A 12,171-nucleotide genomic window follows, 5' to 3' on the forward strand; every position below is an offset into this window, starting at 1 on the left:
CCAACGTTGGTTCGGCATCACCAACCGTCATCGCGTAATCGGAACCCGTCAAACTTTGTTGTGATGGGTTGACGGTTAACGTGACCGTCTTGCTCTGACCATCGGCGGTACTCAGCACAACATCATAAGTCCCGGCCTTCGTCAAATCCGCTTGGCTCAGATCCATGGTAACCGGAATCGTTTCACCGTGGTTATCCGTCGCCGTAGCGTTAAAGTCCGTCAACGTTGGTTCGGCATCACCGACCGTCATCGCGTAATCAGAACCCGTCAAACTCTGTTCGGATGGCAAAATGGTTAACGTTCCGGCCTTCACCGTCACGTTGTAGTTCGGGTTATCATTAGCCGTGGCTTGAATGGCGTAGTTTCCCGCCGCTTCGCCTGCCGTACGAGCCAACGTATAGTTGACGGGTACGCCGTTAGACGCAGCATTGGTGACTGTCGCCGTCAGAACAGGGTCAGCATCCCCCGCGTACTTGGTTTGATCCGCCACGGTAATGGTAACGGGCGCCGGTACGATCGTATAGGTCAGCCCCGTATCGGTCGAATTCGTCCACTCGTACATTTGAGAAGCCGCTTGTTCGTTCAGGTAGTTGATACCTTGTTGTGATAAGGTCACCGCGTAGGTCCCCACGGTGGTCGCCGTTGGAACTTCCAGGTCACCCGGCCGCAACTGAATCGTCGAACCATTCGGGTCCGGTAAAACGATGGCGTATTGCGTAGCGTCTAACGTCACCGGATTCCCCGTGTAGGTCTGGGTGACGTTCGGTCCCGTCACCGTGTACGTGCCCGCACGCTTAACCACCGTAATGGTGGCCGTCGATTGGTCTGTCCCGTAACGATAGGTGACCGTGTACTTCCCGGCAACGTTGGTATTGACCGTCCCGTCAATTGTCAAATCGGCTAACGGCACCGTCGTTCCAGTTGGTGTCACCGCACTCATAAAGTTGTCACCGGGCGTCCAGGTCGTCCCGGCGAAGATGGTTGTATCCATGACTTTAATATCGGGATTATCCAAAACGACCGTGTAATGTCCACTATAGAGGGGTTCAGTGCTATTCGTCAGCGGCAGCGTCCAGTCAAAGCTAAAGCTGTTCACGCCTTCCGGAATGAGTAACTGACCGTTTTGCAACGTGACCCCGTTACTCAGATTCGTCAACTGGAGGTTCGCCGTGGTCAAGCCACCCAGGTTTAACGTAAAGAGGTTAGTCAGCGGAATCACGGATGGGGCCGTTTCAAACGCCGTCACCATCTGTTCGTTCGCCAAGGGAACCGTCGTTGCTGGCCCCGTCAACTGAGTAATCCGGTTATAGGACAAAGCGTCTTGGCCCATGGTCGTTCCCGCCGGAATCGTGACCCCGGTCAATTCGTTGCCGTAAAACGCCATATTGCCCACGGTGGTAACCGTGGCTGGAATGGTCAAGGTCCCCATCAAGTGATTATAGATGAAGGCCGAATTACCGACACTAATCAAACCGTCATTTAACGTCAACCCGTCGATGGGATTCCCCGCAAAGGCGTAGTCGCCGATACTGGTCAAGTTAGCCGGCGTGGTCAGCTCACCCGTCAACGCGTTGTATTCAAAGGCACCTTCGCCGATGGTCTTTAATTGCGTTGCCTGATCGAGATTCAACGTCGCTAACTTGGAATCATAGGTAAAGGCGTGATTCCCAATGCTTTGCAGATTGCCGTTCAACGTGACGCTTTGTAGCCCCACGTTGGCGAGAAAGGCCTGATCGCCAATCGTTTGCAGGTTAGCCGGTAGCGTCAACGTTTTAAGTTGCCCATCATAAATGAAGGCGTTATTCCCAATACTCGTTAACTGGCTGCCCGGTGCAAAGGTCACACTCGTTAACGCCAAGTTATTAGCAAAGGTGTTAGCGCCAATGGTTTGAATGTTTGCCGGAATCGTGACACTCGTCAACGGATCGTTTTCAAAGGCGTGGTCGCTTAAGGCGGTCAGCTTAGTCGCCCGACTAAGATCGACCGAAGTCAACGCCACGCTGCTGGCAAAGGCCGTCTGGCCGAGACTGGTCAGCTCCGCCGGTAAGGTCACGCTGGTTAGGTTCTTATTATAGGTAAAGGCTTCATTCCCAATCGTGGTCACGCTATCTGGCAAGTCTAATTGATCGATGCCCGACGAAACGAAGGCTTGGTTACCGATGCTCGTCAACGTCTTATTCGCCGAAAAATCAACGTTTTGCAAGTTCCCCAGATAAGCAAACGCCGAGTCACCAATGGTGGTCAAGCCGTTCGCAAAGTCGACCCCGGTCAAGTCATTCGTCATTCCGGTGTCCGAGGCGAAGGCCGCCGTCCCGATGTTAGTCACCGTGTAGGTCTTGCCGTTGACCGTATAGGTTGGTGGAATACTCATGACCCCACTGACCTTCTGATTTAACCCGGTAATCGTGGCCGTACCATCGGCGTTCAATTGCCAATTAAAGACGCTACTGTCCGTGTAGGCCGGCGTGACACTCGCTGCTTTGGCCTGTAGACTGGCCGCGACAACTGGCGTCTTGGTCGCCGCAGAACTGGCCGGCGCCGCAGCACTTTTCACCGCCGTAGCGGCCGTAGAAGCTGCTGTCGTCGCGGAACTACTAGTTGCGGTTGAACTGGCGCCGCTGATGGCAGAACTGCTACCAACCTCAGCCACGCTGGCAGCCGAAGAAGCCGCTACGGAACTAACTGGCACACCGGATACCGGCGTACCACTGGCTGCCGCAGAACCCACCGTTGCCGCCGAAGAAGCTGCCACGCTGGCCGCAGAACTGGCTGGAGCAACGCTCGTGGTCCCGGAACTTAGTTGCTGTTCATCAGTTGAGGTCGCCAGACTGGTCGCTGACGAAGCCGAGGCACTGCTGGGTGTAAGGGCCACCGTCTTGGCCGCCGTTACAGCGGAGCTCGCCTGACTAGTCGTTGCCGGTTGTGGATCGGTTGTTGCCGCGTGGGCGGGGACCGTCGTGGTCGCCCCTACACCTAACGTTGCCACGGTGATGGCCGCAGCCATGAGATATTTACTTTCTTGCGTTTTCTTATTTGTGTGTCGTGTCATTGACATATCGGATTCCCCCCAAAGCGATAGCTTAAAACCACACGTTGGTTTCTTGCTCACTACATATATTAATTGATAACCAATCCAATGCAACTATTATCTACATATGAAACAAGCACAGACGGTAATCCTTGTATTATCGCGATAGTTTTAAGTGATAATTTATTTTACACTATACAAAGGTTCCTGTCACAAATAATTCTTGACTGCGCTTACAGTCGCCCTCATCCGGCTTCTAACGGTATCCGACCCAACCAATCAAAAAACGCCCCGCTAGCGGTGCCCAGCGAGACGTTGATTATGAAAGTTTATTTTAGGACCGCAAAGCCACCGTTCCAAGAAATCTTGTCGTTAGCGGCCAACGTCATTTGTAAAAACCCGTAAGCCTCTAGTTCACGCGCCCGCTTTAACGCGCCCGCATCAATGACGGTAACGTCACTTCCCGCTAAGGCGGTCGTTAAGGCCTGCTTCGCTTCAGCGGAATCGCCAGCCGTCATGACCTTGGTGGGTGCCGTACCCCCAACCTGCTTGGCAACTAACGTTCCCGCGAAGGTCGTGTTGAACGCCTTAATCACCTGCGACTCGGGTAACAGTTCGGCTAACTGGGCCGTCGCGGAACTATCGGCTGGCACGACTAGACCGTCCCACGTGTCAAAGTCTAAGGGGTTCGTGATGTCCACGACCACCTTACCGGCCAATTGCGCGACGTTAGCCTTCGCAATGGCGAGGGCCGCCGGATATGGCACCGCTAAGACCACGATTGATCCTAGCGCCGTTACGGGGTCGGCATGGCCCAGATAAGTCACTTGATTTCCTCCCTGAGTCATCAGACCACCAATTGCCTGTCCCATGTTCCCCTTACCAAAAATCGTGATATCTGCCATAACGCAATCCCTCCAAAAATGTATTATTTTTAAGTACACTTTTAAGTTAACCGATTTCTGAAAATTTGTCAATAGTTCTTGTTTAAAAAGAAAAATTAATTCTTCGAAGCTGACGTTTTGTGAAAAGTGTTATAGAATGTAGTACAAAGTAAACCCTAAGGAGTTGAAAATATGGCAAACACCCAATTAAGTGACACCCTTCATGTCTTGACCTACGTGGCCTACTTTGGCGGTCGTAAGATCACCAGTCAGGAAATGGCCAGTAGCCTGGAAACGTCCCCGAGCCTAGTCCGCAAGATCATGGCCAACCTGAAACAGCACGGTTTGTTAGTCCAAACGCACGGGACCACTAACCTCGCCTTAGCCCGGGCGCCCCGGGAAATCACCCTGCGCGACGTTTACCGAGCCCTGCCCGGTGAGCCGACCCTCCTCAACGTGGACCGGCACACCTCCGATCATTGTCCGGTCGGTGTGGCCATGCCCCAAACGTTGACCCACTACTACAGTGAGGTGCAGGCCGCCGCCGAGGCCCAAATGGCGCGCATTTCGTTGCAAGATTTGCTCAATGACGTTCGTCTTCAAACCACCTAAAGACACTAAAATGGCGACCCCCACGGGAGTCGCCATTTTTTATGACCGTCGAAAAGTTCGGTGTCCCAGCAGGACCAGGAGACCCAAAATGAGTTCCGCGCCGCCGACAAACATGATCACACCTAAACTGCTGTGGCCAATTGACGTTAACAACGCCGTCACGCTGCCGGTCGTGCTCGTCACGACAAGGGGTAACCCTAGCCAGCTCACCAGGCCCACCACGATGGTCAACACCCCACCCAATGCTAGACTGGGGCCCAGACTTCCTAGGAAGTGGTGTACGCTTAACGCGTAAATTGCCGTCACCACCAGCAGGAGTAACGTGGCGACCAAGATATAAAAGTTTAACTGCCGCGCCCGTTGTAACCGGGCGGCCGCCACCTGCATGGCCGACGTTTGAAAGGCTTGTGTGACCAATTTTTGGGCCTGCTTCGCCACTTGTGTCGTCAGGGCTGAACTAGCGGTGACCCCCGCCGAACTGGCCTGGGCGCTAATGGCGTTGGTCAGTTCGGTCGAATCCACCGTCGTGGTTGATTGCCCATAAAGCTGCGTAATGCCTTGGGCCAAGTACGGTTGAATCACACTAGTGGTCACGGGCGAACCCGTCACTCCTAAATCACTCAAGTCGTTGTTTAGCCGGTTGATGACCTTCTCGCCGACCGTTGAGCGGGAAACGACTCCCGCCGTATACGTCGCGTTAAACACGGTCAGTTTAAGGCCCACCGTAATCGTCAACAGCAGCACCAAGAAGGCCCCCCAGCGGGCTAACGCCGGTCGTCGTTGATACGTTGTTAGTTCCGGTTGTTGCTGCGGCGGCTCTTCGTCGGCAAAATGGTAGCGCGCCATTCGACTCTCAGCACTCACACCAGCCACCTCCATCACAAAATTAATTGTGTTTCATTGTAGCACACTTAGTTGGGCAAAGGATTAAGGCGGCCTTAAGTTCACGCAAAAAGCGGCGAAATTCCGCTGAATTTCGCCGCTTCTCTAAACTCTATTTCGTAGAACTCCGCTTCATCAAGCCATAAGGTAAGATGACGGTATTTTCCTCGACCGTTTCGTTATTCATTAACTTGGTCAATAAGCGCATCGCCACGGCCCCAATATCGTAGAGGGGTTGGGTGATGGAACTCATCTTCGGCCGCACCAATTCGGTCAACTTGGTGTCGTTACTGGTGATGACTTCGAAGTCGCCCGGGACGTCAATCTTGGCGTCGGTCAAGCCGTTCATGACCCCAGCGGCTAATTCGTCGTCCCCAACGAAGGCGGCCGTCGCCCCCGCAGCGGTCAAAGCTGGTTCCAGTGCTTGACCCGCCTTGTAGGTGTAGTCGGTTTCAAAGACCAGTTTTTCGTCGTAGGTTAAGCCGGCGTCCTTCAACGCCTTCTTGTATCCCTTCAACCGGTAATCGTGGTTGATGGCTTCGTCCATCGGCCCCGACACAAAGGCAATCTTTTGGTTGCCGTGATCGATCAGGTTTTTGACGGCTTCCGCCACCGCAGCCACGTAGTCGATGTTGACACTGGGTTGCGACTTTTCGGCATCCACGGACCCCGCTAAAACAATGGGCGCCTTGGAACGTTTAAATTCTTCACGGAGTTCGGGGGTTACCCGGTTACCCATGAAAATAATGCCGTCAACTTGCTTGGCCATCAGGGTATTTAACACCTGGACCTCTTTGCCACCATTTTCATCGGAATTGGTCAAAATGATGTTGTACTTATACATCATCGCGATGTCATCAATTCCGCGGGCTAGGGAAGCAAAATACGCGTTAGTCACGTCGGGGATAATAACCCCCACAGTGGTCGTTTTCTTGCTAGCTAATCCTCGCGCAACGGCATTGGGACGATAGTCGAGGCGGTCGATGACCTCCAAAACTTTCTTCCGCGTAGCTGGTTTAACGTTGGGATTGCCGTTAACCACCCGAGATACGGTAGCCATGGAGACTGCCGCCTCACGTGCCACATCGTAAATTGTTACTGTCTGTTTTTCCATAACGATAGCCCTTTCTTTACTGTTTTGATTTGTTTTCATCCGTTTTCATGCGACTTGAACTAGTATACAAAAAGTTAGTTTCATACGCAAGTTGAAAACGCTTTCATATCAAAGAATACCCTAATTTCATGGAATTTTCAAGCCAAGAGGTCAGCTATGCTATAATAGGGCTAACTTTTGAAAGGGTGATGACATGACAAAACTCGAACAGATCCAGCAATGGACTGCAGATCAACACGCGGATTTAACCTACTTAAGTAATCCCAAAACGATTCAATATTTAACCGGTTTCGGGAGCGACCCCATCGAACGGGTCCTAGCTTTAGTGGTCTTCCCCGACCAAGATCCCTTCATCTTCGCACCAGCCTTAGAAGTCGAAGTCATCAAGGAAACGGGTTGGGCCTTCCCAGTCATTGGTTACCTGGACCACGAGAATCCTTGGGCCATGATTGGTGACCAAATTAAGCAACGCCACGTGACCCCCGCCCACATTGCGTTGGAAAAGGGCCAACTCCAAGTCGCCCGGATGGAAGCCTTGGGGGCCCAATTCACCGCCCCCGCTTTCGACGTCGACATTACCAGTTTCATTGATCATATGCGGCTCATCAAGTCGGCCGATGAAATCAAGAAGCTAGAAATCGCTGGTAAGTGGGACGACTTCGCCTTCGAACACGGCTTTGCGGCCGTGAAGGCGGGTAAGACGGAACAATCCGCCGTGGCCGAACTGCAATACGCTTTAATGAAGGAAGGCATCATGGAAATGTCTTTCGGTAGCTTGGTACAAGCCGGCGCCCACGCCGCCGAACCACACGGGGCCACCAACGATACCAAGTTCGCCAACAACGAACTGGTCTTGTTTGACCTCGGAACGGTTTACGACGGTTACATCTCCGACGCTTCCCGGACGGTCGCCTTAGGCACGCCAACCGCTAAGCAAAAAGAGATCTACGACGTCTGCCTTGAAGCGCAATTAACGGCCCAGGCCGCCGTGAAACCGGGCATGACCGCCGCCGAACTCGACAAGGTCGCTCGAGATATTATCACCAAGGCCGGCTACGGCGAATACTTCATTCACCGGCTGGGTCACGGAATGGGCATGAGCGATCATGAATTCCCTTCCATCATGGCGGGCAATGACCTGGTCTTAGAACCCGGCATGTGCTTCTCCATCGAACCCGGGATTTACATTCCCGGTGTCGCCGGTGTCCGGATCGAGGACTGTGTCCACGTCACGGACGACGGGAGCTTACCGTTCACCCACACCTCGAAAGAGTTAACTTACGTGGGTTAAAAATGACCAAATAAAAACCGTAGCGTAAGGGCTACGGTTTTTTGCTGGACTATTTTTCAGAAGTTTCTGCATCCGTCGAAGTTTCAGCGGTTGGTTCGGCCGTTTCGGAAGTCGCTGGTTCACTCGGCGCGTCATCAGTCATCGCCGACACGTCGTCGCTACTCAGCACGATGTCGTCATCGGTGGCATCAGCCGTCTCATCGGTGGCCGTTCGCCAATCCTCAACGCCATCATCCGGGGCTTTTTCCCCCATGTGTTCGTTCAGGTTTTCTTTGAAATCGTCTAAGGCATCGGCCGCGTAAAAGGCGTAATCGATGGCCCGATCCTTTAAGGCATCACATTGTTCGCGTGCCATGTCCTTTAGGGCTTCACGCTTTTCGAGATCTAACGCGTGGTAAGCGGCATAGGCCGCCCCACCTAAAACTAAACCTGCTAATAATTTATGTTTTGCCATTCTGATGACTTCCCTTCCGTGTTAATCGTCCGCTTTGTTCTTGCGACTCCGATTCCGGTACAGATCGAAGGCTGTTTTGCCGACCCGCGCGGCGAGTGAACTCGTGGCGGATTTCTTAGCCGTCTCGCCCACGCGATCCGTTAATTTCCGGGTTGCCGTGTTCAGATCGGAAACACTTTCACCCAGATCAGCCGCCGCCTGAAAGACGGGATCGATCTTGGCCACTTTCTGGTTCACGTCTGCCAACAATTCGTTGGCGTTCGCCATAATGTTTTCCGTCTGATGACTCAACGTATCGACATCACTGGTCATGGTCTTCATCGAGCGATTCAACTCACCCAACGTTTTGTTCAACTTTACTAAGAACATTCCAATGAAGAGCACCAAGATCAACAACGCAATCGCTGCGATCAAGCCTGCTATTTGTCCACCGGTCATGACAACCCCTCCTTGTACTTGGTTACTTACCAATAGAATAGCATTGTCGCGCCAGGCGTGCAATGAAAACCCTACCTTCCCACCGCAATTTTCCACCGAACGTAGGCGTGTTCCCCAAAGTCTGCTAAACTAGAGTCTGGTTTGGCCGGCAAGTGCCATTCCCAGAAATTTAGCCAAAGGGGGTTCGTCTCTTGACGATCCAAGCCGCCGTTACCACGGCCCTAAAATCTAATCAGTGGTTTCAAAACTATCTTAAATCGTTTAATTGGGACTCCTTTCTTCATTTAATTACCAGTCGTTTTTTGTCCCTGCTGTCGCTAACCGTTCTGTTCTTCCTGATTAACTTAATTGGGAAGTCCATTCTCAACCGGAGCTTCAAACGTTACTTACAAAACAAGGATCAATCCAGTAACCGCCTGCAAACCATCAGTATGCTGACCATGAACCTCTTCCACTACACCATCCTGTTCTTCTGGATCTACGCCATTCTATCCACTTTAGGCGTTCCCGTAGGCACCCTGGTCGCCGGGGCCGGAATCTTCAGTTTAGCGTTAGGCCTTGGTGCGCAGGGCTTCGTCAGCGATCTGGTCACCGGGATTTCTATCCTGATGGAGCAGCAACTCGACGTGGGCGATTCGGTCAAGATTGGCACGATCGAAGGGACCGTCACGGCCATTGGTCTCCGGACGACCCAGGTCACCGGCGCCGATGGAACCGTCAACTTCATCCCCAACCGCAACATCACGATTATCTCGAACCGTTCACGAAATAACATGCGCGCATTGGTCAACATCCCCATCGCCACCACCACGCCGGTTGAAGAACTCCGGCCCATCATTGAGACCGTGAATGCTAAATTAGTGCCGCAGCACCCCAGTATTCTTGACGAACCGGCCATCATCGGCATCGTCACCCTCCCGACCGGCGAACTCGTCTACCAAGTCGTTTTGATGACCAAGAACGGCAGTCAATTCAACCTCCAGGCCACCTTCCTGACTGCCTACCTGAAAGCCATTCGGCAGGCCGGCATTCATCTGCCGACCCACAACCTGACCCCACCGAAAGCCTAGTCCAAGTTGCTTATTTCTTAAAACTCGTCCTCAAAAACCGACAATTTGCGTTCCTCAAATACACGCAAATTGTCGGTTTTTAACACGTTCACGGTTTTAGGTATACCGGTATTTATGAAAAAATGATGATAAAAATCATACTTATTTTCAATCAATTAACCGTCCCCATTAACCAATTTATACAGAATTCATTGCTGGCAATCATTCGGTCGCTAACGAACATTTCCGGTTATTATCTGGAATGATTCTCTACTTTGTTCGCTATTTATGTCGTCCTATAACCCGTTTTTTAGCCGTTTTAGCTGATACGTTCTAATCACATTCCCCCTCACCTGTAGTCCGTTAGGGGCAACCATCACTCACCAAAGGCACCCAACCACAGTCCTACCAACCACTTTAATCACCAGTAGCTTGACCGTTAATGTCCCGTTGGCCCAATCATTTTTGCCGAAAATTATCCGCGTCATCCGTTGTCGCCATGGTAGCCAATTCAACTTTTAATCTAAAATGGCAATTAAATGAAGCTTGAAACGTCTAGCTGGTCACCACAAAAAAATGATGAGAGTGGGACAAAAGGCGATTAGCTGGTGAGCATTAACGTCGTAAGGCGGATAATCCCGAACTTGGATTATCTGACTTACGGGGTTAAGCGGAACCAGCTGCCTTTTGGCGCACGTTTCGGCACCAGCTGTTCGGAGACACAAAGGGTCTGGGACTTTTGTCCCAGACCCACCATCTTTAAGATTATTTTCACTCATCGTTACGCTTCATTCAACCCGTCGCCCACCGCCACATCGGTTCGGGGACTGACCAGATACTGTTTATCCAGGTTATGGGCTAAGTAATTCACGCGTTTTAAAATCTCCCGCCGGGTAATGATCCCCCGAAAGGTCATGTCGGCATCAACCAACGGGATAAAGGGCTCATCTACCAATAAATTAAGAATCGTTTCCAATTTAGTGGCGTCGTCAACCCAATGGCGAATGGGTTGCATCACCTCGGAAACCAAGACCCCGCTTAATTGGTCAACGGCCGCTCCGGGCACCTGCAAGAGCCGGTCCGTCACGGCCGACAATGCCAGCATCCCCTGCAAATGATCGTCCGGTGATAACACCGGAATGCGGGTATAGCCCACCTTGGAGAGCACCATTAGCGCGTGTTCTAGATTATTGGTGGCCGTCACGTTAGCAACTCTATCCGCCGAAATCACATAACTCTTGGGATTTTGACGTAGTAACGTGGCCACTGCCGGATCTAACATACCGTCATCCTTTCTTACTGGCGATCAAACGTAAAGTGTAACTTGGTCACGGGATGCGCGTCGCGGGTGTAATACTGCACCTGCCACTGATCCGGCGTCACCGTCACCACGGCGCAAGTCCCCCCTAACTGGCGAAACTCGCCCCGGGGCTGACTAATACTTCCCGGATTCAGGAACAAGCACCCAGCGACCATTTCCACGGCCAGTTCGTGGGTGTGCCCGTAAAAAGCGGCCTGGGCCCCAACGGACTGAGCGTGTAAGGCTAATTTAGTCAGGTCCCAGTTGACGGCGTCCCGATGACCGTGAGCCAACAGTACCCGACAACCATTTACTTCGGGCGTCAACACGAGGGGAAACCGGTCGTCGCTATCCATGTTGCCCCGCACGGCCGCCACTCCGGTGAACCAGGGATCATCAACCGCAAGCTCCGAGTCGCCACAGTGAAAAACTGCGTCGGCGTGGAATTGATGTTTTAACGTTTCTAGGATGGCGCGATCGCCATGGTTGTCACTAATCACTAACCAACGGGCCATCGTTACGCCTCCCACCATTCGTCAAATTCACGCAACATCGCCGCCGTGGCCTTGGCCCGGTGACTCAACCGGTTCTTCTTGGCCATGGGCATCTCCGCAAAGGTCAGATGTTCGCTGGGCACGTAGAACAACGGATCGTAGCCAAAGCCATCGGTTCCCCGGGGGGCGGTCAGGATCGTCCCGGTGACTTCGCCCGTGGTGACCAATTCGTGACCGTTGGGTTTAACCAGCACCAACGAGGTGTGGAAGTGGGCGGTCCGCTGCGTTGCCGGCACTCCTTCCAATTTGGTCAGTAATTTTACCTTGTTTTTTTCGTCGTCGTGATCGCCAGCATAACGGGCCGAGTAGATGCCCGGTTCCCCGTTCAATGCGTCGACCATCAAACCAGAGTCGTCGGCTAAAACGGGCAGCTGAGTCGCCTGAGCAACTGCCGTGGCCTTGAGTTTCGCGTTTTCGGTAAAGGTCTTCCCGGTTTCGACAACCGCCGGCAGATTCGGGAAATCGGCTAGCGTTTTGACCGTGATGCCCTTGGGCTCAAAGATGGCCCGAAATTCCCGGGCCTTCCCGGCGTTAGTCGTCGCAATGACTAAAGTGTCTTCCATAG

At 52.6% G+C, this 12,171-nt stretch carries 12 protein-coding genes; 3 read left to right on the forward strand and 9 right to left on the reverse strand.

Annotation, left to right across the window (positions count from 1 at the left end):
• Positions 1-3,055 (reverse strand): leucine-rich repeat protein (locus FD25_RS11730; RefSeq protein ID WP_157050066.1); only part of this gene is annotated, 3,055 nt, incomplete at its 3' end.
• 302 nt (positions 3,056-3,357) lie between these two features.
• Entirely contained in the window at positions 3,358-3,933 is a 576-nt protein-coding gene (locus FD25_RS11735; protein WP_057804476.1) for an NADPH-dependent F420 reductase, read from the reverse strand.
• Positions 3,934-4,104: 171 nt separating this feature from the next.
• Between FD25_RS11735 and FD25_RS11740 the strand changes: the two genes are divergently transcribed.
• Positions 4,105-4,524 (forward strand): Rrf2 family transcriptional regulator, encoded by a 420-nt coding sequence (locus tag FD25_RS11740; protein ID WP_057804477.1) that lies wholly within the window; start codon positions 4,105-4,107, stop codon positions 4,522-4,524.
• 39 nt (positions 4,525-4,563) lie between these two features.
• On the opposite strand, the gene FD25_RS11745 is transcribed toward FD25_RS11740, so the two are convergent.
• Both FD25_RS11745 and ccpA read right to left on the reverse strand, forming a co-directional pair.
• On the reverse strand, positions 4,564-5,388 hold the full coding sequence (locus FD25_RS11745) for a hypothetical protein (protein ID WP_057804478.1): 825 nt from the start codon (positions 5,386-5,388) through the stop codon (positions 4,564-4,566).
• Positions 5,389-5,518: 130 nt separating this feature from the next.
• The gene (gene ccpA / locus FD25_RS11750) at positions 5,519-6,520 is read right to left on the reverse strand and encodes a catabolite control protein A (RefSeq protein ID WP_057733354.1); all 1,002 of its coding nucleotides are present in this window, start codon (positions 6,518-6,520) and stop codon (positions 5,519-5,521) included.
• Between the two features lie 193 nt (positions 6,521-6,713).
• Between ccpA and FD25_RS11755 the strand changes: the two genes are divergently transcribed.
• Entirely contained in the window at positions 6,714-7,811 is a 1,098-nt protein-coding gene (locus FD25_RS11755; protein WP_057804479.1) for a M24 family metallopeptidase, read from the forward strand.
• A 49-nt stretch (positions 7,812-7,860) separates the two neighbouring features.
• Here FD25_RS11755 and FD25_RS11760 read toward each other — a convergent pair whose 3' ends face one another.
• Both FD25_RS11760 and FD25_RS11765 read right to left on the reverse strand, forming a co-directional pair.
• Positions 7,861-8,265: a hypothetical protein gene (locus FD25_RS11760; RefSeq protein ID WP_057804480.1), complete on the reverse strand. Its 405-nt coding sequence runs from the start codon at positions 8,263-8,265 to the stop codon at positions 7,861-7,863.
• 21 nt (positions 8,266-8,286) lie between these two features.
• Positions 8,287-8,703 carry a DUF948 domain-containing protein gene (locus FD25_RS11765; protein WP_057804481.1) on the reverse strand — a complete coding sequence of 139 codons (417 nt, stop codon included), beginning with the start codon at positions 8,701-8,703 and terminating at the stop codon, positions 8,287-8,289.
• A gap of 191 nt (positions 8,704-8,894) precedes the next feature.
• On the opposite strand from FD25_RS11765, the gene FD25_RS11770 reads away from it, so the two are divergent.
• On the forward strand, positions 8,895-9,773 hold the full coding sequence (locus FD25_RS11770) for a mechanosensitive ion channel family protein (RefSeq protein WP_225428592.1): 879 nt from the start codon (positions 8,895-8,897) through the stop codon (positions 9,771-9,773).
• 760 nt (positions 9,774-10,533) lie between these two features.
• Here the strand turns inward: FD25_RS11770 and cbpB are convergent.
• Genes cbpB through FD25_RS11790 form a run of 3 tightly spaced genes read right to left on the reverse strand, consistent with a single transcriptional unit; the run spans position 10,534 to position 12,169 of the window.
• Positions 10,534-11,034: a cyclic-di-AMP-binding protein CbpB gene (gene cbpB / locus FD25_RS11780; protein WP_057804483.1), complete on the reverse strand. Its 501-nt coding sequence runs from the start codon at positions 11,032-11,034 to the stop codon at positions 10,534-10,536.
• Between the two features lie 14 nt (positions 11,035-11,048).
• A complete protein-coding gene (locus FD25_RS11785; protein ID WP_057804484.1) occupies positions 11,049-11,567 on the reverse strand; it encodes a YfcE family phosphodiesterase in 519 nt (172 codons plus the stop codon).
• A gap of 2 nt (positions 11,568-11,569) precedes the next feature.
• Positions 11,570-12,169, reverse strand: a complete 600-nt coding sequence (locus FD25_RS11790; RefSeq protein ID WP_057804485.1) for an XTP/dITP diphosphatase — start codon at positions 12,167-12,169, stop codon at positions 11,570-11,572.
• Positions 12,170-12,171: the final 2 nt, after the last annotated feature.

Source organism: Levilactobacillus acidifarinae DSM 19394 = JCM 15949, assembly GCF_001434835.1.
Taxonomy (GTDB): Bacteria; Bacillota; Bacilli; order Lactobacillales; family Lactobacillaceae; genus Levilactobacillus; species Levilactobacillus acidifarinae.

What these genes read in the sequence shown, in the direction of transcription:
- FD25_RS11735 (WP_057804476.1), bottom strand. Translation starts at nt 3,933, where the DNA reads ATGGCAGATATCACGATTTTTGGTAAGGGGAACATGGGACAGGCAATT.
- FD25_RS11740 (WP_057804477.1), top strand. Translation starts at nt 4,105, where the DNA reads ATGGCAAACACCCAATTAAGTGACACCCTTCATGTCTTGACCTACGTG.
- ccpA (WP_057733354.1), bottom strand. Translation starts at nt 6,520, where the DNA reads ATGGAAAAACAGACAGTAACAATTTACGATGTGGCACGTGAGGCGGCA.
- FD25_RS11755 (WP_057804479.1), top strand. Translation starts at nt 6,714, where the DNA reads ATGACAAAACTCGAACAGATCCAGCAATGGACTGCAGATCAACACGCG.
- FD25_RS11760 (WP_057804480.1), bottom strand. Translation starts at nt 8,265, where the DNA reads ATGGCAAAACATAAATTATTAGCAGGTTTAGTTTTAGGTGGGGCGGCC.
- FD25_RS11765 (WP_057804481.1), bottom strand. Translation starts at nt 8,703, where the DNA reads ATGACCGGTGGACAAATAGCAGGCTTGATCGCAGCGATTGCGTTGTTG.
- cbpB (WP_057804483.1), bottom strand. Translation starts at nt 11,034, where the DNA reads ATGTTAGATCCGGCAGTGGCCACGTTACTACGTCAAAATCCCAAGAGT.
- FD25_RS11785 (WP_057804484.1), bottom strand. Translation starts at nt 11,567, where the DNA reads ATGGCCCGTTGGTTAGTGATTAGTGACAACCATGGCGATCGCGCCATC.
- FD25_RS11790 (WP_057804485.1), bottom strand. Translation starts at nt 12,169, where the DNA reads ATGGAAGACACTTTAGTCATTGCGACGACTAACGCCGGGAAGGCCCGG.